The 18,404-nt window shown below is 68.0% G+C and carries 17 protein-coding genes and 1 pseudogene; 9 read left to right on the top strand and 9 right to left on the bottom strand.

Annotated elements, in window-relative coordinates; all coding sequences use genetic code 11:
- Positions 1–149: 149 nt before the first annotated feature.
- Entirely contained in the window at positions 150–647 is a 498-nt protein-coding gene (locus tag G6048_RS37565; RefSeq protein WP_165344072.1) for an FBP domain-containing protein, read from the bottom strand.
- A gap of 50 nt (positions 648–697) precedes the next feature.
- On the bottom strand, positions 698–2,251 hold the full coding sequence (locus G6048_RS37560) for an MFS transporter (RefSeq protein ID WP_206342611.1): 1,554 nt from the start codon (positions 2,249–2,251) through the stop codon (positions 698–700).
- A gap of 901 nt (positions 2,252–3,152) precedes the next feature.
- Between G6048_RS37560 and G6048_RS37555 the strand changes: the two genes are divergently transcribed.
- Together G6048_RS37555 and G6048_RS37550 are read left to right on the top strand one after the other, a co-directional pair.
- The gene (locus G6048_RS37555; RefSeq protein ID WP_328828129.1) at positions 3,153–3,485 is read left to right on the top strand and encodes an ArsR/SmtB family transcription factor; all 333 of its coding nucleotides are present in this window, start codon (positions 3,153–3,155) and stop codon (positions 3,483–3,485) included.
- Positions 3,485–3,958 (top strand): SRPBCC family protein, encoded by a 474-nt coding sequence (locus tag G6048_RS37550; protein ID WP_165344070.1) that lies wholly within the window; start codon positions 3,485–3,487, stop codon positions 3,956–3,958. The genes G6048_RS37555 and G6048_RS37550 overlap by 1 nt, the downstream gene beginning before the upstream one ends.
- Before the next feature lie 225 nt (positions 3,959–4,183).
- Here G6048_RS37550 and G6048_RS37545 read toward each other — a convergent pair whose 3' ends face one another.
- The 3 genes and pseudogenes from G6048_RS37545 to G6048_RS37535 all read right to left on the bottom strand — a co-directional run bounded on the left by G6048_RS37545 (position 4,184) and on the right by G6048_RS37535 (position 6,414).
- Positions 4,184–4,948: a DUF899 domain-containing protein gene (locus tag G6048_RS37545; protein ID WP_165344069.1), complete on the bottom strand. Its 765-nt coding sequence runs from the start codon at positions 4,946–4,948 to the stop codon at positions 4,184–4,186.
- A 114-nt stretch (positions 4,949–5,062) separates the two neighbouring features.
- Complete coding sequence (locus G6048_RS37540) at positions 5,063–5,206, bottom strand: hypothetical protein (RefSeq protein WP_165344068.1); 144 nt, start codon at positions 5,204–5,206, stop codon at positions 5,063–5,065.
- An 18-nt stretch (positions 5,207–5,224) separates the two neighbouring features.
- Positions 5,225–6,414, bottom strand: a pseudogene (locus G6048_RS37535) (DUF5685 family protein).
- A gap of 801 nt (positions 6,415–7,215) precedes the next feature.
- On the opposite strand from G6048_RS37535, the gene G6048_RS37530 reads away from it, so the two are divergent.
- The 3 genes from G6048_RS37530 (at position 7,216) to G6048_RS37520 (ending at position 12,241) form a co-directional block, all read left to right on the top strand.
- Positions 7,216–11,481 (top strand): RICIN domain-containing protein, encoded by a 4,266-nt coding sequence (locus G6048_RS37530; protein ID WP_235990874.1) that lies wholly within the window; start codon positions 7,216–7,218, stop codon positions 11,479–11,481.
- 55 nt (positions 11,482–11,536) lie between these two features.
- Positions 11,537–11,938 (top strand): hypothetical protein, encoded by a 402-nt coding sequence (locus tag G6048_RS37525; protein ID WP_165344066.1) that lies wholly within the window; start codon positions 11,537–11,539, stop codon positions 11,936–11,938.
- A gap of 90 nt (positions 11,939–12,028) precedes the next feature.
- Positions 12,029–12,241 carry a hypothetical protein gene (locus tag G6048_RS37520; protein WP_165344065.1) on the top strand — a complete coding sequence of 71 codons (213 nt, stop codon included), beginning with the start codon at positions 12,029–12,031 and terminating at the stop codon, positions 12,239–12,241.
- 632 nt (positions 12,242–12,873) lie between these two features.
- Here G6048_RS37520 and G6048_RS37515 read toward each other — a convergent pair.
- Positions 12,874–13,314, bottom strand: a complete 441-nt coding sequence (locus G6048_RS37515; RefSeq protein WP_165344064.1) for a GNAT family N-acetyltransferase — start codon at positions 13,312–13,314, stop codon at positions 12,874–12,876.
- A complete protein-coding gene (locus G6048_RS50355; protein WP_235990873.1) occupies positions 13,311–13,619 on the bottom strand; it encodes an ATP-binding protein in 309 nt (102 codons plus the stop codon). Before G6048_RS50355 ends, G6048_RS37515 begins: the two co-directional genes overlap by 4 nt.
- A gap of 236 nt (positions 13,620–13,855) precedes the next feature.
- Here G6048_RS50355 and G6048_RS37505 point away from each other — a divergent pair, with 236 nt between their 5' ends.
- On the top strand, positions 13,856–14,503 hold the full coding sequence (locus tag G6048_RS37505; RefSeq protein ID WP_165344063.1) for a GntR family transcriptional regulator: 648 nt from the start codon (positions 13,856–13,858) through the stop codon (positions 14,501–14,503).
- Between the two features lie 14 nt (positions 14,504–14,517).
- Entirely contained in the window at positions 14,518–15,534 is a 1,017-nt protein-coding gene (locus tag G6048_RS37500) for a 1-aminocyclopropane-1-carboxylate deaminase (RefSeq protein WP_165344062.1), read from the top strand.
- Between the two features lie 25 nt (positions 15,535–15,559).
- Here the strand turns inward: G6048_RS37500 and G6048_RS37495 are convergent, their stop codons facing one another.
- Both G6048_RS37495 and G6048_RS37490 read right to left on the bottom strand, forming a co-directional pair.
- Complete coding sequence (locus tag G6048_RS37495; protein WP_165344061.1) at positions 15,560–16,330, bottom strand: methyltransferase domain-containing protein; 771 nt, start codon at positions 16,328–16,330, stop codon at positions 15,560–15,562.
- Positions 16,331–16,426: 96 nt separating this feature from the next.
- Positions 16,427–17,149, bottom strand: a complete 723-nt coding sequence (locus G6048_RS37490; RefSeq protein ID WP_165344060.1) for a GbsR/MarR family transcriptional regulator — start codon at positions 17,147–17,149, stop codon at positions 16,427–16,429.
- Between the two features lie 222 nt (positions 17,150–17,371).
- On the opposite strand from G6048_RS37490, the gene G6048_RS37485 reads away from it, so the two are divergent.
- Together G6048_RS37485 and G6048_RS37480 are read left to right on the top strand one after the other, a co-directional pair.
- Complete coding sequence (locus G6048_RS37485) at positions 17,372–18,040, top strand: DUF4097 family beta strand repeat-containing protein (protein WP_165344059.1); 669 nt, start codon at positions 17,372–17,374, stop codon at positions 18,038–18,040.
- Between the two features lie 33 nt (positions 18,041–18,073).
- Positions 18,074–18,404, top strand: a 331-nt coding sequence (locus G6048_RS37480; RefSeq protein WP_165344058.1) for an ATP-binding cassette domain-containing protein, incomplete at its 3' end; no start/stop codon positions are given.

Raw genomic sequence — 18,404 nt, 5'->3', positions numbered from 1 at the left:
CTCATTCAGATGAGGCAACAACACCCCGAGTTTCAGGGCAAGTTGGTCACGAACCTCGTTCGATATGGGCATACCACACCAACGACAGCAAGACCGGGAAGCAACGTGTTGATTCTTTACGGGCCCTAAGGCTCTGGGAACTCATTGCCTCAGTGGAAGACCCGCTCCACGAACGCGTCGAGGTTGCCGCGCAGGCGCTCGATCTGCTGCTCGACGGTGAGGTGCTCCTCCATGCGCCCGCCCGGTGCCGCCTTCTTCTTGCCCCGTACGTACAACGAGCAGTCCAGGTCGGCGCAGATGTAGAGGCCCACCGAGTTGCCTTCGCGGCCGGCCGGGCCTGCCTTGGGAGCGGTCATGAGGGAGACGCCGCTGCCGGGATGCGTGGTCAGGCACAGCGAGCACATGCTGCGGCGCAGGAAGCCGCGGTTGCCGGAAGCGGAGCGCAGGGACAGACCGACGAGTTCATCGGCGCGTTCGACGACGAGATACTTGCGATCGGGCGCGGACAGATCGAACCAGCCCAGGAAGTCCAGGTCGTCCCAGTGGTCGAGATCCGCCAGGTTCTTGGGCAGGGGGAGGCGTTTGGCCTCGCCCTTCGAGCAGTTGACGAACGAGGTACGGATGTCGTGCTCGGTCAGGGGTTTCATGGAGGATCCTTCGAGGGGTGAGGACGGTGGCGGGACACGAGCCCGGCTCGCTAGGCCGGTGCGTCGTTTCCGGCGTGCTTGGGCGTCTTGTGCCGTACGGTGAGGCCCGCTACCAGGGCGGCGAGCAGCAGGACGCCCGCCGAGCACCAGTAGGCGACGGAGAAGCCGTGCACCATGCCTTCGTTGAGGGTCGCGCCGCCGTGGGCCGGATCGTGCAAGTGCGAGTGGACGTAACGGCTGGTGGCGCCGGTGGCGATGGTGTTGAGCAGTACGGTGCCCAGCGAAGCGCCCATCTGCTGAACGGTGTTGAGGACAGCCGAGGCCACACCGGCGTCCTGCGCGGGCACGCCGACGGTGGCCGTCGCGTAGACCGGCATGAAGGTCAGGCCCATGCCCAGACCGAGCAGCAGCAGGGCGGGCAGCACGTGCGGGACGTATTGCGCATGCACGGTCAGGCTGCTGAGCAGCACCATGCCCACGGCGGCCAGCACCATGCCGGACGACATCAAGGTCCGCGGCGCCGTGCGCGGCAGCAGGCGGGCCGCGATCTGGGTCGCGCCGATGACGATACCGGCCGAAATCGGCACGAAGGCCAGGCCCGTTCGCACCGGCGGGTAGCCGAGGACGACCTGCAGGTAGTACGTCAGGAACAGGAAGACGCCGAACATGCCGATGGTGGCCAAGCCCATCGTCGCGAGCGATCCGGCCCGGACACGGTCCTTGACGATGCGCAGCGGCAGCAGCGGGCTCGCCGCGCGGCTCTGCCACCACACGAAGGCGGCGAGCAAGATCACGCCGGCCATGAGCGGCGTGAGCACCGACGGGCTGGTCCAGCCGCGAGGTTCGGCCTCGCTGAAGCCGTACACGAGGGCGACGAGCCCGCCGCAGCCCAGCAGCGCGCCCGGCACGTCCAGGTGCCCGCCACGGCGGCCGGAGCGGTCGCGCAGGAAGGCCGCTGCGCCGAGCAGGGCGGCCAGCGCGATGGGCACGTTGACGTACAGGGACCAGCGCCAGTTCAGGTACTCGGTCAGCAGACCGCCCACGATCAGCCCGACCGCGCTGCCGCCGCCGGCCAGCGCACCGTAGACCCCGAACGCCCTGGCCCGCTCCTTGGGGTCGGTGAACGTCGTCGTCAGCAGCGACAGGGCCGAGGGCGCCAGGACCGCCGCGAACGCACCTTGCAGGGCCCGCGCCGCGAACAGCATCCCGGGACCGGCCGCCGCGCCGCCCAGCGCGGAGGCCGCGGCGAACCCGGCCAGGCCGATGACGAAGGTGCGCTTGCGGCCCACCAGATCGGCGATCCGGCCGCCGAGCAGCAGCAGCCCGCCGAAGGCCAGCGTGTAGGCGGTGATCACCCACTGCCGGTCGGCGTCCGACATGCCGAGAGCGCGCTGGGCGGAGGGCAGCGCGATGTTCACGATGGTGCCGTCAAGGATCACCATCAGCTGGGCGAGAGCGATGACGGCCAGCGCCCACCAGCGCTTCGGATCCGGTGCCGGTGCCGGTGCCGGAGTCGTGGCGGGAACCTCGCGGTCCGGGGAAGGATCGGTGGCCGTGGAAGGGGCGGACGGGAGGGATTCCCCTCCGGGACGTTTCTTGCTCATGGCGATCACGCACGTTTCGTGTCGAAGTGCTGTCGAGACAGCCGGCCAGGGACGGTCGCAGTGGTGACGACGGGCCGGTGTACGCAGCACGGGGACACGGCATGGCGGTGGGGCAGCGGGAACCGCGGACAGCACCCGGGGCCTGCCTCACCAGCTGCGTGTCACTCACGCCGGCGCTCTTGCTGGTCGTGAGGCGGAGAGTGCCGAGATCACGGTGACCAGCAAAAGAAGGGCCCGTCTTCGGGCACGCGCCCCCGCGGCCCGCGCGGCGACGAACCGCGCAGGCCAGGACATCTCGTGACGCGGCGTCTCAGGAAGATGCCGAAGACAAGAACAAGAAGGGGGGAAGAGTTACCGCGCGCCGCAGAGGAGGGAGGGCACACGGCCGGAGGCAACTATGGCCGCAACGCATTCGGCACGGTCCATGTCTCTCGCCTCCTTCCGGGCAGGGCACGCGGTGCGTGTCGACGCCGAGCGCGCCGAGCGGGGCGGCAGAGAACCTGCCGCACGAAATCCCGGACAGGGTATCCCATCGACGCCACCGCGCGACCGGAATTGCCGACCGCCCGCGCGCACACGGAAGGGGTTTGACGACGGCCGTTGTCAAACCCCTTCCGTGTGCGCGCCCAGCATGGGTGATTGCTTGGGGGGAAGTCCCTGGGGGGAAGAGGTGGTGCTAACCCCGAGCCGGGAGTACGGGCGGGAAGCCGTTGACGATGTCTGACAGCTGCTGGTGCGGCCCGACACGTGTGCGGCCTGGCCGCCGCGGGGCTTGATGTCCAGCACGACCCAGGTGCCGAGTAGTCCTGCTGCCGGACGTGACGTTCCGGATGGTGCCTGGCCTTGGCCATGCTGTCCGACTGGTTGCCGCAAGACATCCGTAAGTCTATGCTTACCGTTCGTGGAGACTTACGGAGATGGCGGGCTGGGGCTTCTCGGGGATCCGACCCGGCGTGCGATCTTCGAGATCCTGGCTCGCCGCCCCTCTTCGGTGGGTGAGCTGGCTGAGCGGTTGCCGGTCAGCCGGCCGGCGGTGTCCCAGCATCTGCGGGTTCTCAAAGACGGCGGCCTGGTGGTCTCTCACGCCGAAGGAACGCGCCGCGTGTACCGGCTCAACCCCGAGGGCGTGGCCGGGCTGCGGGCCTGGCTGGACGGCGTGTGGAACGACGCCCTCACCGCTTTTCAGAAGGCCGCGGAGGCCGCCCCGGACGACCCCGAAGAGGAAGTTCCGTGATGACCGTTGCACCCCTGCAAGGAAAGATCACCGTCAACGTGCCCGTAGAGCGGGCGTTTCGCGTCTTCACCGAGTCGTTCGGCGACTGGTGGCCGAGCGACTACCACATCGGCCAAGTGGAGATGGCCGAGGCCATCTTGGAGCCACGCGAGGGCGGCCGCTGGTACGAGCGCGGCGTCGACGGCACCGAATGCGACTGGGGCCGTGTCCTGGCCTGGGACCCGCCGCATCGGCTCGTCGTGACCTGGCAGATCAACGGCCACTGGCAGTACGACCCCGACCCCGACCACGCCAGCGAAATCGAACTCCGCTTCACAGCCGACGGCCCGGACCAGACCGCCGTCGAACTGGAACACCGCCACCTCGACCGCCTCGTCGAGGGCCAGGCCCTGCGGGACGGGATCACGGGCGGAGGCGGGTGGTCGACCGTCCTGGAGGCCTTTGCGAAGGTCGCTGTCGACCGGGCGGAGTAGCGCCTGGGTGACGCGATCAATGTTCGAGAGGGCGATGAACTGCGTCCGAGCGGTAAGGGGTGTGGCCCGCACTTTGGTGCGGGCCACACGCTTGTGCGGTCTGCGTGTGCCGCCGTCCGCGATCGAATCCGCGGCGTCGACTGTGTCATCGCCCCAGGAGCAGGCGCACACCATCACTGGGGGGCGGCCCCGACCACGCCGCCGCGACGGCCGTTGGGCTCGGGTTCACGAGCAGCAGCCTGAGCCGCCCGTGCCGGTGCTGGGCTGTCCGCTGTGGAGGTCGTCGTCGTGACCGGCGGCGATCCGCGCCCATTGCGCGGTCGGGCGCCCGTCCTTGCGGAACTGCTGGCCGAGCGTCTCGTACGGCTGCGGCCAGTCGGACGGGGAGTCCTCCCAGGTCTCCTGCCGCCCGTAGACGGTCATGTCGAGGACGCCGTAGGAGGGCGCCATAGGTTCGACGCCGCGGCCGGTGGTCCAGTACGTCTCGTATACGCGGTCCCCGTCGCGGAGATAGCACGCCTTCATGCCGAAGTGGCGGCCGGCGAGGAGTCGTTGGTGGGACTCGGCGGGTACGGAGTACCAGGGCATGTCCCAGCCCATGAAGCGGCGGTAGCGGTCGGACTCCTCGTAGGGGCCCTGGCAGAAAGCGGCGAAGGTGACATCACGCTGGTGCAGATAGGACAGTTCGCGGACCTGGCCGGTGAAGAAGGTGCAGCCCTCGCACTGCTCGGCGGCGGGGCGGCCGTCGTGCCACATGTGATACGACGCGAACAGCTGGGTGCGCCCCTCGAAGACGTCGATCAGAGGGACGGCTCCGTTGCCTCCGACGAGCGGAGTCGACGGGTCGACCTCGGTCATGGGCAGCCGTCGCCGTGCGGCCGCGATCGCGTCGCCCTCCCGAGTGTGCGCCTTCTCCCGGGCGCGCAGGGTGTCGATCGCGGCCAGCCACTCCGTGCGGGAGACGACCGGCGGGTTGTTCATAGAAGTCATGCCCGTACTGACCCGACGGCCCGCAAGAACTCATCGGTGGAGCGGAGACGGGCGCTACTGGCCACGTCTCGCCGACTCGGATGCCGACCGTACGGTGATCATCATGCGCCGAGCCTAGGACGAGCCCAACAGCCCATGCGGCGCCGAAGCGGTCGCGCAGCCGCCGCGGACAAGGCCGCAGGCCGCGCCGAAGACGGTGAGGAGGCGGGGGTCAGGTTCGGTGATCGCGACCTCGCAGATCTCGCCGCCGGAGCTCAAGGGCTGACCGGGAGCGGCTCAGCAGCTGCAGTCGCACCCGTCGCAGCCGCAGCCGTCGTCGCCGCAACAGTTCCCGCAGCACTCACAGCAGCTGCAGCAGTCACCGCAGCCGCTGCAGTCGGCGTTGGGGCACAGTCCTTCCCGGCGTTCCCGGCTCCACGGGTCTTCGAACTCTCCGCAGCACATCTGGCAGGTACAGGCGAGCCCCATCCACACCGCGCACCCGGCGAGCAGCCCGCGCCGGTCGCGGCGGGGCGGCTCCGGGGGCAGCGGCGCCCACGGTCCGCCGGGCGGGGTGTACGGGCCGCCCGGCATCACTCCCGTCGGCGCGGCTCCGTGCGCGCAGCCGGCGGTGCCGAAGGCCCGGTCCACGGAGGTGCGCAGCTCGTGCACGAGCAGCCGGTGTGCGAGCTTCGGGTCCGTGAAGTCGGCCTCCCGCAGCGCGAGCCGTATCCCGTGCACGGCGTCGTCGGCGAGCCGCCGGGCCTCCGTGAGCGGCGTCCCGGTCGCGGTGAGCGGGTTCCAGGCGCCCGACGCGGCGTCAGCCTCCTTGTCCTCCACGGCGTCCAGGAGATGCGCGAGCCGCCCGAAGAGCCGCCCGGCCTCGGCGAGCGGTTCCGCGTTGCCCGGCCGTCCGGCGAGGACCGCGGTGTGGGCGAAGGCGGCGGCGGTCGCGGTCTCGGTCGGTTCGGTGACCGTGAGAAGGGGCGTTCCGAGCCCGGCGAGTGCCTCGATGCCGACCTGCCGGTCCACGGCGTCGACGAGCAGGGCGGTGTCGAAGCCGACGTCCGAGCCGGTCCGCTCCCCGGCCCGGCCCGGCCCCAGCTCGCGGCGACCCGGCGCGCGGCGAGCGCCACCGGCTTGCTGGCCAGCAGCCCGTCCTTGTCGGCGACATGGTCGCGCACCTTGGCGGAGGCGAGCACCAGCGAGACGGCGGCCGCGAGCCGCGCCCCCTCACCGTGCGCGACGGACGCGCTACGCATTCCGCGCAGCGGACACGGTCCCGCCGTGCGCCGCCCGCCGCCCTCCTTCTCGGCCTGAGCCTCCGTCAGAACCGATATCAGCAAGCCGTCATAGTTCGTGACGACCCTCGCGAACTGTCCGTGGTCCTTGCGCAGCGCCAGGCACAGCCCGCACAAATGCGCCATCCACTGGGCTTTGAGACTCTCTCCGAGCCGGTGACGGCAGGGCCTGACGATTCCGAACACGACGATCCCCCGTGGTGCGTACGGCATTGAACTGCGGTGAGCTGCGGCATCGTATCGATCGCCGCGTTCACCCATACGCAGCCCCCATCACTGGGGTGTGGTCCGCGCTTCGGTGCGGGCCACCCGCTGGTGCGGGACTGCGTGTGCCGCCGTACAGGCCTTGGTGCCGGTGGGGTATTTCCGGTCAACTTCTGACCCAGGTTGGCCCTTTGACATTCGTCGCCTTCACAGGGCTCACACAATCAATCCCCAATCTGATCACTGGATTTGTGTCTTCCGGATCGGGTGCTGCCTTGTGGGCGCTTTCGCGCCACGCCACTCCTGACTCCGAAGTCACCTCTTGTTTCGACCCGTTGACCTGTGGCTATGGTGATCGCCGCGCGCCCCCTGGTGGACCTTGACCGCTCCGCCACGGCGCACGCACACCAACTGGCGGCCGGGGAACAGCGTCGTCACGGGGAGGGACACGGCTCCTCTGCTCCGGTCTCCGTACCGGGGCGGAGGGCCGAGCTTCACGCATCGCCTTCGCCTACTCGGACGGGCACCCCCGCCCGCCTCCCTCTGCGATGAATGGATGCTCTGTTGCGCCCTGGAACGGGGTTTGTCATACCCAGAACACGAAGATTCGGATTCCTCACATCCGTCATCACGGCTGTCCTGGCCCTGGCCGTACTCTTCGGCCTGGCCGTCCGTCCGGATCTGCTCGACCGCCTCGCCGGAGAGGGGGCCACTCCGGCTGGCGACTCCTACGACTGGCATGAGGACACGGCCGCCGAGCAGTTGCGGCAGGACCAGTGCCTGATGGCCGACGTCCTGCGCCTGGGTGGACCGTCCATGGCGGCGACCGCGCAGGACGGTCTCAACCAGACCCCGGACAAGCTCCATGCTCTGGCCGACCGGGAGCACTGGGAGAACACCCCGCTGGCTCAGGCGTACCAGAAGGACCGGGACGCGGCAGGCAAGGAACTCAGCGCCCTTCACGCTCTCCGCAACGGATGGCAGAAGCCCCTCGACGGTCTGACGACCCCGGCCGGCTTCACCGACGCCTCCTTTCAATGGCCTCCGGGCTCGCAGGGTGACGGCAAGGACGACTTCTACGGCCAGACGGGTCTGACGCAGTGGACCGCCGACCGGTTCTGGAAGAACGAGAGCGACTTCTACGAAGACCCCACCCCCAGGGCGGACGAGAGGACCCTGAAGGCCGTCGATGACCTGGGCACACCTCTCTACGGGACAGCCCCGGACACGGGTCTTCCTTCGGACGAGTGGAACCGTGCCTTAGCCGAGCGGTCAGCGTTCCAGCGGCTGCACGGGGCCCCGGGGGAGAACGCGGGCGCGGACAACGCCCGTATCTTCCTGGCTTCCGGGGGATTCCCCCGCACCGCCCCGCAGCCGGACACGGCGGAGTACCGCATCGCGGTCGAGGACCTGAAGACCCGGTTCGCCGCCTGCGCATGGCGTGACCCGATCGACCCGAGCAAGGTGCTGGGCGACATCGCCACCGCCGCCGCCACCGAGTGGCAGCGGGAGATCAGCTCTCAGGCCGCGCAGCGAAATCAGATCCTGAACGCGAACAAGGACGCCACCAAGGCCTTGGCGACCGGCGCCAAGGCGCTCGGGGACCTGCTCGGTCACTCGTGGACCGCCGACCACCTCGCCCGCTGGCAGGACTACTGGTCCTCGGGCGGCGTCGGGTGGGTCGGCGACGCGCCCGCGGTGATCGAGGTGCACGCGGCGAAGGGGAAGTGCCTCGACGTCCAGAGCAGCGGAACAGCCGGCGGCACACCGGTCCAGCTGTTCACCTGCAACGGCACGGCAGCGCAGAGGTGGCAGGTGTACGGCGACGACAAGGGCCTGCACCTGCAGAACGTCAATTCCCAGAAGTGCCTCGACGTGTCCAACAACGACCCGACGAACGGCACGAAGATCCAGATCTGGACGTGCAACAGCTCTCCGGCGCAGACGTGGGAGTACAACCTGCGCGCGACGACGAGCCTGAAGAACGTCGGCACGGGCAAGTGCCTGGACCTGCACGAGTACACCAACGGCCACAACTCGTGGCTGTGGGAGTGCAACGGCACTGGCCCGCAGCAGTTCGACATCAAGCCGTCCGGCAACAAGGGCACCGTTCCGCCGAAGGCGCAGTTCGACAAGGCCAAGAAGGGCATCGCAGGCGCGCAGGCAGCGGCGAAGAAGCAGCTCGCCGTCGTCAAGGCGCAGGCTGCCGCCGCGAAGAAGGCCGCCACTGACACGGGCACCGCCGAGCAGGCCGCCTACGCCGTCGCGGACGGCAACGGCGCTCCTCGGGGCCGCGGTCTGCTGGTGGGTCAGCAGAAGGCGCAGGTCACTCAAGGTGCTGCTGCCGCCCTTGAGGCGATGGTGAAGGCCGGTGAGACCGCCGAGGCCGCCACCCGCGCCTCCGGCGGCGACAGCCAGACCATCGCGCAGCGTGCGCTGGCTCAGGCCGCGCAGGTCAAGGCGGAGTTCCGTAAGAAAGCCGCGCACGCGGCCGAGTTGCAGGCGAAGGCGGCCGCCGACGCCGCGAAGGTGCACCGCGACAACGCGAAGAAGGACAAGGAGACCGCCGAGGCCAAGCTTGCCGAGACCCTGAAGGCCGAGGGTGAAGCGAAGGCGGCTGCCGCCGACGCCCATGCCAAGCGGCTCGCGGCGGAAGCCGAGGAGAAGACGGCGAAGGCGGAGAAGGAGACCGCCGCAGCCAAGCAGGCCGAGGCAGCCAAGCACAAACAGAACGCCGAGACCGAAGCGACGAAGGCGAAGGAGGCCAAAGGAAAGGCCGAAACCGCCGAGAGCACCGCTGTCGCGAAGAAGAACGACGCGATCAAGGCCCGCGACAACGCCAAGGCCAAGAGGGACGACGCCTGGGACGCGGAGCAGAAAGCCGACGCCGCCCGCGCCAAGGCGGACGCGAAGGGGGCCTATGCACAGGCCCACATCTCGGACGCCAATGCCAAGGAGTCCAGGGCGGCCGCCAACGCAGCGGACGGGCACGCGGACGACGCCGAGGCGGCTGCCACGAAGGCCCGTTCCGAGGCCGACGCCGCGACGAAGGCAGCAGCGGACGCGGACGCCGCAGCCACTCGCGCCGAAGCGGCGGCGAAGCGGGCCCGCGCCCACGCCGACAGCGCCCAGGCCGCGAAACTGAAGGCTGACGCCGCGGTGAAGTCCGCGACCAGCGCCGCAGCGGACGCCATCGCAGCCGCGAAGCATGCCGCAGCCGAGGCGAAGACGGCCGTCGAACTGGCCGATGAGGCGGAACAGAAGGCCAAGACCGCCAAGGGGCATGCGGACCAGGCGAAGAAGGAGGTCGCCAAGGCTCTTGCGGCATCGGCGAAGGCCGCGGGCTTCGCCCATGTCACCGCCCAGGCCGCCGTGGACGCCGGCAACGCCGCCGCCCAGGTCGCCAAACCGGCGAACGACGCGATCCAGCTCGGCTCCCCGTACGTCACCACGGACTCGGCCGCAGGTCTGGTGGTGCTGACGGGACAGGCGTCGAAAACGATCGCTGAACAGCAGAAGGCCGTCGCCGACGCCCACGCCAAGAACGCGCAGGAAGAAGCCGCCACCGCAATTGCCCTCGCCCAGGCGACGCAGGGCGAAGCGAAGGCCGCCTACCAGCACGCCGCCAATGCCGCCGCGCATGCGTCGAACGCACGCACCTACGCGAAGGAGGCTCTCGGCTTCGCGGCCGACGCAGCCACAGCCGCCTCCAAGGCCACCGCGTCACTGGCCCGCACTGTCGAATACGACCGCCAGGCCACGGAAGACGCAGCCGCCGCGAACAAGGCCGCGGGTCGCGCCGAGGGCTACGCCATGGACGCCCGCGACTCCGCCGATCAGGCAGCGCTCGATGCCTCCGCCGCCCGCACGGCTGCCTCGGAGGCCGAACAAGCGGCCAAGGACGCCCGCGCGGCGGCCGACCGCGCCGACACCGCGGCGACCGAGGCCGAACAGGCCGCCAAGGACGCCCACAAGTACGCCGAGGAAGCGCAGCGAGCTGCGGAGTCCGCCGCACGCAAGGAGGCCAACAAGCAAGTGGCCAGCGGCGCGGGCACAGGGATCGGGGACACGTGGTACGTCGTCGACGAGGACAGCCTCAAGATCACCGACGCCAAGCAGGAGAACCCTTGCGTCATCGAGGTTGGCTTTGAAGGCTGCACTGTCACGTTCACAGTGACATTCGATGTGATGGTCGACTTCTACCTGTGCACCAACCCCGAAGTGCCGGCCACGGCTTCCGGCTGCCCGCCGCGGGACACGGTGTTTCTCGATGCCAAGCCCTTCAAGGGCCTGACGAAGGAAGTCACCGAGTACTTCAGCAAGCTGGATCTCATCCAGCAGACCCTCACCTACAAGATCCTGAAGGCGGTCCTGGTCCAGGACTTCGTCGACTGCTGGCACGGCAACGCCAGCGGCTGTGCCTGGGCAGCGAGCAACTTCATCCCCAGCAAGGCGTTCAGCAAGGTCGCCGAGGCGATCCGCGCCCTGGACGCTGCGCTGCACACAGGGGTGGGGGTACGCGATGCGTTCAACGCACTGAAGGTCCTGGACCTGGACCCGGCGACGCTTGCCAAGATCGAGCGGCAGGTCAATATCTACGAGGATGGGGTCACTGCCTGCAAAACCAGGCCAGGCACCGCCAGAGCGCTCACGACGGCCGGTCCTCTCAGGGCGACGGCGCAGAACGCCGGCCCGAGCTGTGTCCTGATCGAGCTCGGACCGGGTGTCAAGTCGGCCGACGCACTCAAGGCGTTCAATCCTTCTGCGCCTGAAATCGAGTTCGTCTTTGAACCGGGTACCGGAAGATTCATCACGGGAGACCCGGCACATCTGGGCCTGGAAGGCAGCCCGCACGAGCAGCTGGCACGATCCATTGACGCCGACGAGAAGACGGTGCTGGGCGGCACTATCTTCCGCGACAACGGCCGCCTAGTATTCACCGAGAACAGCGGACACTACGGGCACAGGTGGACAGACGCCACACGTGAGAAGTTCGAGGATTTCCTGAAGGACTATGGCGTTGACTTCGACTACAGGCCGTGGGGATGAGATGGGAGAATGGGTTCCTGTAATCTACCGCGGCGACGGGGCATGGATTGGTGTCATGCCTGGCGGCGAGATCGGTGTAGGCACCGAAGTGGAGGGGCGTGCAACCCTCGAAGGTTCACGCTTCATCCCGATGTGGCCCTTCCTGGAGCAGAATTTCTCCGAATGTCTCAGCGAGTTTTCCCGCCTAGGGGAATTTCTCACGAAAAGTGGAACGCCAACCCCTAAGAAGCTCATTGAGCTGACCGTGGGATCAGCCTGGAAATCTGGTCGCCCCTATTGGATGCGACTCGCTGTTCCATGGGTGATCGAGATGGTTCAGTGCTCGGATTTCGACGCCGAGGCCATGGGGAAGATTCTTGGGGAGATGCTTGATTCGGAGATCGTGGAACCGGAGATGCGGGAACGGCTCCGGCTCCTTTCCTCGACGTTGAGCGACTCGCATGAGGAACGGGACTGACGTATGTAATTGAGGGGCCCCGCCGGATTAGTTTCCGGTGGGGCCCCTCAAGCACGGGTGTCCCACCACGATGGAGGCGTTTGCTCTCACATGCAGAAGGTGACCATCGAGATCATCCAGTCGGCAGGGTTCGACGTAACCAATTTCCAAGAGGACGATGACATACGTCCGATGGCGATCCACGTAAAAGGTGCTTCCTGCATGCGGGATGTAATAATTGGAATTCTCGAATCGGCAGGGTTTCAGGCCGATACTGCGGACGACGATATGCGTCCGATGGCCGTTCGTGCCGCGACGAGGTAGTTACCAGTCGACAGGTTTGATCGGTCGAACAGGATTTTCTGACGCTTCTCGCCGGCGAGCTCGATGTGCGAACCAGGTGAATCAGGTTGGTGTTCAAGTGGGGGTTGCCGAAATGGGCTACAGTATTGGCTTCTATAAGTCCGTGCGGCTGACGGTAGTGAGGTTGAAGTGGCCGTCTTCGAAAGCGTCATCTGTGTCGAACGCCCGCAGGCCGGAGACGTTTGGAAGGTCATCACCGAGCTGGCAGACCGGGTCGGCGCGGGGGTCCTCATTCCTGACGGCACGTGCAGTTGGCCGACAGGCCCTGTGGTCGGCTCTGTATGGTGGTTCCACGCGTGAGTATTTTTCCCCGTCGTGTTCACTCATCGCTCATTTGAGCGCCTGAAGGGCATCCTCCCTCAGTGTGTTCACGGTTTTTGCGCGAGGGGTCATGGGCCCGCGATTCGTGTACGTCCTGTGGTGTGCGCGTCCGCGTGGGGCTGTCCCGACGGTCGCCCCACCTGGCGGAAATACCAATCGGAGCCCCTGGACCGGAGTGCGATGAACGCGGCCCTCGATCCCTATGTGACAGCAACGGGAGGAAGAGCGTGAGCTTCGACGCAATTTTGTCGGCATGGAGCTTGGCGGTGGCCCTATGCGATGTAGCGGCGGAAGCCTCGTGCCGTGGCTTTGAAGCCGCACGCTGCGTAGAAGGTGTGGACGTATTCGTCATCCGCTGCCAGTAGCTGCACCTTGTAGCAGTCGGCCGACTCACCCAGCTGCACGGCCGCCTCCATCAGTCGGCGTCCGACGCCACGCCGTTGGAAGGAGTCGGCTACCACGACGTTCTCCACGAACAGGATGGCCCGGCCGCCGCGGGTGAGGTTCGGCATGACGATGCAATCCGCCGTTCCGGCCACGCTGCCATCGACTTCGGCGACCAGGATGGTCCGTCCCTGCTGCTTCGATATCGCTGTCCAGATGGCATCCGCTGACGCCCGGGGCAGGGGAGCATCGTCCGGGTTCAGCTCGCTGTAGAGGGTCAGCAGTGCTGGGAGGCCGGACTCGAATGCCGACCGTACGGTGGTCTTCATGTGCCGAGCCTAGGACGAGCCCAACAGCCCACGGGACGCCGAGAGTTCAGAGCCGTACACCGCTGTGGAGTGTGAACCAGACCGTTTTGCCGATGCCGCCGGGGCGGGGTTCTGCGCTCGGCTGCCAGTGTTGCCACCAGGGGCAGGCCGCGGCCTGACTCGTCGTCCGGGGCCGCCTCTGGGAGTGTCGGGAGCGTGTCGTTCGCGTCTGTTACGGATACGCAGAGGTGGCCGGCGTTCAGGACGCAGCGGGTTCGGATTTGGCGGCCGGGGGAGACCTTTGCGTGGCGGTACGCGTTTGTCATCAGCTCGCTGAGCAGGAGCGGCCGTTTCCGTCAGCTCTTCCGGGAGCTTCCAGGCTGTGGCCTGGTCGCGGAGGAGGGTGCCGGCCCGGCCGACGCTGCGGCGGTCGTGCCGTTCCTTGCGTTTGAATCCTCCCCTCTCCATTCAGGGAGGGGATTCCTGGCTCAGGCCGCCTCCTGGAGCAACGCTCCAGGAACAGCCTTGTGTGCGACGGAGATTGACATCTAACATTTCAGTCGTGGACGCCATAGGGCCCGTACCCCGCCCCCTGCTCAGGGACCGGGCGTACGAAGCGATCAGGGACGCCATCGTGGCCGGGGACATCGAACCGGGCGCGGCGGTGCGTGACGCCGATCTCGCCGAGCGGCTCGGGCTGTCCAGGGCGCCCGTGCGTGCGGCCTTCTCGCGGCTCGTCGACGAGGGGCTGCTGGAGAGCAAGCCGCAGAGCTACACGCGGGTGACCCCGGTCGTGGCCTCCGACGTACGGGACGCGGCGGCCGTCGTCGGGGCCATGCACGAGCTGGCCGCGCGGATTGCCGTGCCCCGGCTGTTCGCCGCGGATGTCGAGACGATGCGCTCGGCCAACGAGCGGTTCTCGGCCGCCGTACGCACCGGCGACGTGGACAGCGCCCTGCGCGCCGACGACGAACTGCACGACGTGCTCGTACGCGTCAGTGGCAACCACGCGGCCGCCGCCACCATCGCCCGCTACACCCCGCTCATCCGCCGGCTGGAGCGACGGCGCTTCGGTGAGGGCGGCAACTGCCGTTCGGCCGGGCTGCACGAGCAGCTCATCGAGGCCTGCGCGGCCGGTGACGTGGACGAGGCGGTCCGTGTCACCGCGGAGATCTGGCGAGGACTCGAAGGCCTCGCCGACGGCGACTGATCCTGGGAGGATTCATGTCCCTTTCCTCGTACGAGCGTTACCCGCTCCTGTTCGGGCCTTCGCCCGTGCACCCCTTGGAACGGCTCACCGCGCACCTCGGCGGCGCCGCCCTCTGGGCCAAGCGCGAGGACTGCAACTCCGGTATCGCGTACGGCGGGAACAAGACGCGCAAGCTGGAGTACCTCGTCGCGGACGCGCTCGCGCAGGGGTGCGACACGCTCGTGTCGATCGGCGGCGTGCAGTCCAATCACACCCGGCAGGTCGCGGCTGTCGCGGCCCGCGCGGGGCTCAAGTGCGTGCTGGTGCAGGAGAGTTGGGTGGAGTGGCCCGACGCCGTGTACGACAAGGTCGGCAACATCCTGATCAGCCGGCTGGCGGGCGCTGACGTACGACTCATACGGGCCGGGTTCGGGATCGGGTTCAAGGAGAGCTGGGAGCAGGCGCTCAGGGAGGTCGAGGAGGGCGGCGGGAAGCCGTACGCCATTCCTGCCGGGGCCTCCGACCATCCGCTCGGTGGCCTCGGTTTCGCCGGCTGGGCGTACGAAGTCGCCGAGCAGGAGCGGGAGTTGGGCGTCTTCTTCGACACCGTGGTCGTGTGCTCCGTGACCGGGTCGACTCAGGCGGGCATGGTCGCCGGGTTCGCGGCCCTGGAGGAGGCGGGCGGGCGAGCGCGTCGCGTCATCGGAATCGACGGGTCGGCCGCGCCCGCCCGCACCCGTGAGCAGATCGCGCGGATCGCGCAAGGCACCGGCCGACTCATCGGCGTACAGAAGGAGTTGGACGCGTCGGACGTCGAGCTGGACGAGCGGTACCACGCGGGCACGTACGGCATCCCCGACGAGGCCACTCTGGAGGCCATGCGACTCGCCGCGCGCACCGAGGGGATGGTGACGGACCCGGTGTACGAGGGGAAGTCGATGGCCGGGCTCGTCGATCTCGTGTCGCGGGGAGAGATCGGGCGGGATGCCACGGTGCTGTACGCGCACCTTGGCGGACAGCCCGCGCTGAACGCGTACAGCGCGCTGTTCTAGGACGTCTTCCAAAGCCTTCTGCGGGTCAAGCCGCCTTTCCGAAGACAAGCACTTCCGTGGTGGCGACGCCCATGGGCGCCAGGAAGCCGGCCTTCAGGCTGCAGCCGAGGGTCGCGAAGAGGTCCACGCAGGTCTGGCGAGGCATGGCGGCCGGGTAGGAGTCGTGCCCCGCGCCGCCCTGCGTGGCCCAGGTGCGTACCGTGGCCGGGTCCAGGCAGGTCTCTGTCATGACGTCGAAGACGATCCGGCCACCGGGTCGCGTGACGCGTGCCATCTCGAAGAAGTAGCGGGAGGCGGCGAGGAAGGGCACGGTGTTGAAGACCTTGTGGGCTTGAACGAGGTCGATGCTGCCGTCGGGTGTCGGGGCGAGACTGCTTCCTGCGGTCGGTTGGGCGACCACGCCGAATGTGTCCACCAGGTAGTTGGCCCAGGGCGCTGCCGTCTCGTAGATCTCGTAGCGGTCTGGTGAACACTCCTTCAGCGTCTTCTCCAGGTACCGTCCGGACCCGGGACCGATCTCCAGCACCGTGTTCGGGTTGGCGGCGAAGAGGCCGAGATCGCGTAGTTCATCGATGGTGGACTGGGTGGCGCCAGGCGTCCCGTTCATGACCTCGTCGATGTAGTCACCGACCGACAGACCGGCCGCCCGTGCGGCCCGCATCGTTGCCTCGAACGGGATGAAGTCGTCGACGCCACCCAGGTTGTTGGTGCTGCGCACGATGTCGAATCCAGCACGTCCCAGGAGCCGCTTGACCCCCGACTTCAATACTGACGTTCCCTTGCTTACCGCCCTCATCAGGCATGCCCCCCATATCGTCCTTACCCCTTGGTGTCAGCATATGATCGCGGCCGCAGACGCCGCAGTGGGACGGCGAATTCGCTACGCGGCCTTCTAAGAGGTCGATTCGGGTTTCGTGTGGAGGATTTCGCGGGCCTGTTCCGCGGCGCGGGCGGTGCTTTCGCTGACGAAGTCGAGGAAGCGGGCGACATTCTCGAGGCGGGCGCCGGCCGGGGTGTCGGGGCCGAGGATGCCGGCGCCCTGCCGTGCGGTCTCGACGACCTGGGCGAGGGATCGGGCGCTGGCCACCGTCGTCTCGTACCAGATGTCGTCGTCCACGACGTAGCGCTCGCGGCGGCCTTCGCCCTGTTCCCTGCGGACGAAGCTCTGGCTCTCGAGGAACGAGATCGCTTTTGAGATGGACGCCGGGCTGACCTGGAGGCGTTGGACCAGTTCGGACGCGGTGAGGCTGCCGGAGTCGGTGAGGGTGAGGCAGACCATCACGCGGGCCGTCATCGCGGTCATGCCCGAGGCCATCATGACGGTGGTGAACATCTCCTCGTACTCGCGCACCGCCTCGGTGTCGCGCCCGTAGGCCTGCTCGGGTGCCCCGGCCCCCCGGGGTGCGGCCCGCTTGCGCCGGTGGGCGCGGCGTTCGGCGGTGCGCTGGGCGAGGTCGGCGCGGTAGCCGGTGGGGCCGCCGTTGCGCATCACCTCGCGCGTGACCGTCGAGGTCGGGCGCTCAAGGCGTCTGGCGATCTCCGCGTAGGCGAGGCCGTCGGCCAGCCCCAGCGCGATCTGCTGGCGTTCCTGCTGGGTGAGTCTGCCTCCCGGCATCGCGGTCTCCTTCATGTTCCGTGGTGGCCCCAGCATAGCGTTCAGTTTCAGTTCAGTGCAACGAACCTGTGCTCGCCGTTGCGTTAATCTTGAAAACCGTTGCAACGATTTCCTGGCTTCTACCTGCAATGATGGCAATATTTCGCAACGAGTCTGTTGCTCGATCTATGAATGCAACGTAGCGTTTCTGTCATCGGAAACGACGAGTCACAGGAGAGCATCATGCAGAAGTTCGACACCACCGCCCCGATCGCCGCCGTCCTCGACATCCAGGCCGGGAGGGTGCAGATCATCGCCGCCGACCGGGCTGACACCACGGTCGAGGTCCGGCCCGCAGACCCCTCCAAGAGCCGGGACGTGAAGCTGGCCGAGCAGGCCTCGGTCGAATACGCCGACGGCACCCTGCGGATCACGGCCACGGCGCCGGCGAAGAACCGGATCGTGGGCCCGTCCGGCTCGGTCGAGGTGACCGTCCAACTGCCCGCCGGCTCCCGCGTCGAGGCGAAGTCGGCCGCAGCCGAGTTCCGCGGCGTCGGACGGCTCGGTGACGTCGTCTTCGCCGACGGCTACCGCTCGGTCAAGATCGACGAAGCCGCGAGCGCCCGCCTCACGGCCCTCGACGGTGACATCTCGGTCGGCCGTCTGGGCGGCTCCGCGGAGATCAGCACTCAGAAGGGCAACATCACGATCGCCGAGGCCACCTCCGGCACCCTCGTGCTGCGCACCCAGATGGGCGACGTATCGGTCAGCGCCGCGGCCGGAGTCTCCGCCGCCCTGGACGCCGGCACCGGCTACGGCCGCATCAGTAACGCCCTCAAGGGCGACGGCACCACCGAACTCGACATCCGCGCCACCACCACCCACGGCGACATCACCGCCCGCAGCCTCTGATTCCGCCTGCGGCCTCCAAAGGAGCTTGTGATCATGACCAATCCGGCCATCTCGGCGAACGGGCTGCGCAAGGCGTACGGGGACAAGACGGTCCTCGACGGTATCGACCTGGCCGTCCCGGAAGGAACGATCTTCTCGCTGCTCGGTCCGAACGGCGCCGGCAAGACCACCGCCGTCAAGATCCTTTCCACGCTCGTCACCGCTGACGCCGGTGATCTGCGGGTCGGCGGCCACGATCTGGCCCTCGACCCGCAGGCGGTGCGGGCCGCGATCGGTGTCACCGGGCAGTTCTCCGCCGTAGACGGCCTGATCACCGGCGAGGAGAACATGCTCCTCATGGCCGACCTGCACCTGCTGCCCCGCA

It is taken from the genome of Streptomyces ureilyticus (assembly GCF_011045025.1).
Lineage (GTDB): Bacteria > Actinomycetota > Actinomycetes > Streptomycetales > Streptomycetaceae > Streptomyces > Streptomyces ureilyticus.
The sequence above is the reverse complement of the archived record's forward strand: the minus strand, read 5'-3'. Positions and strand labels throughout refer to the sequence as shown.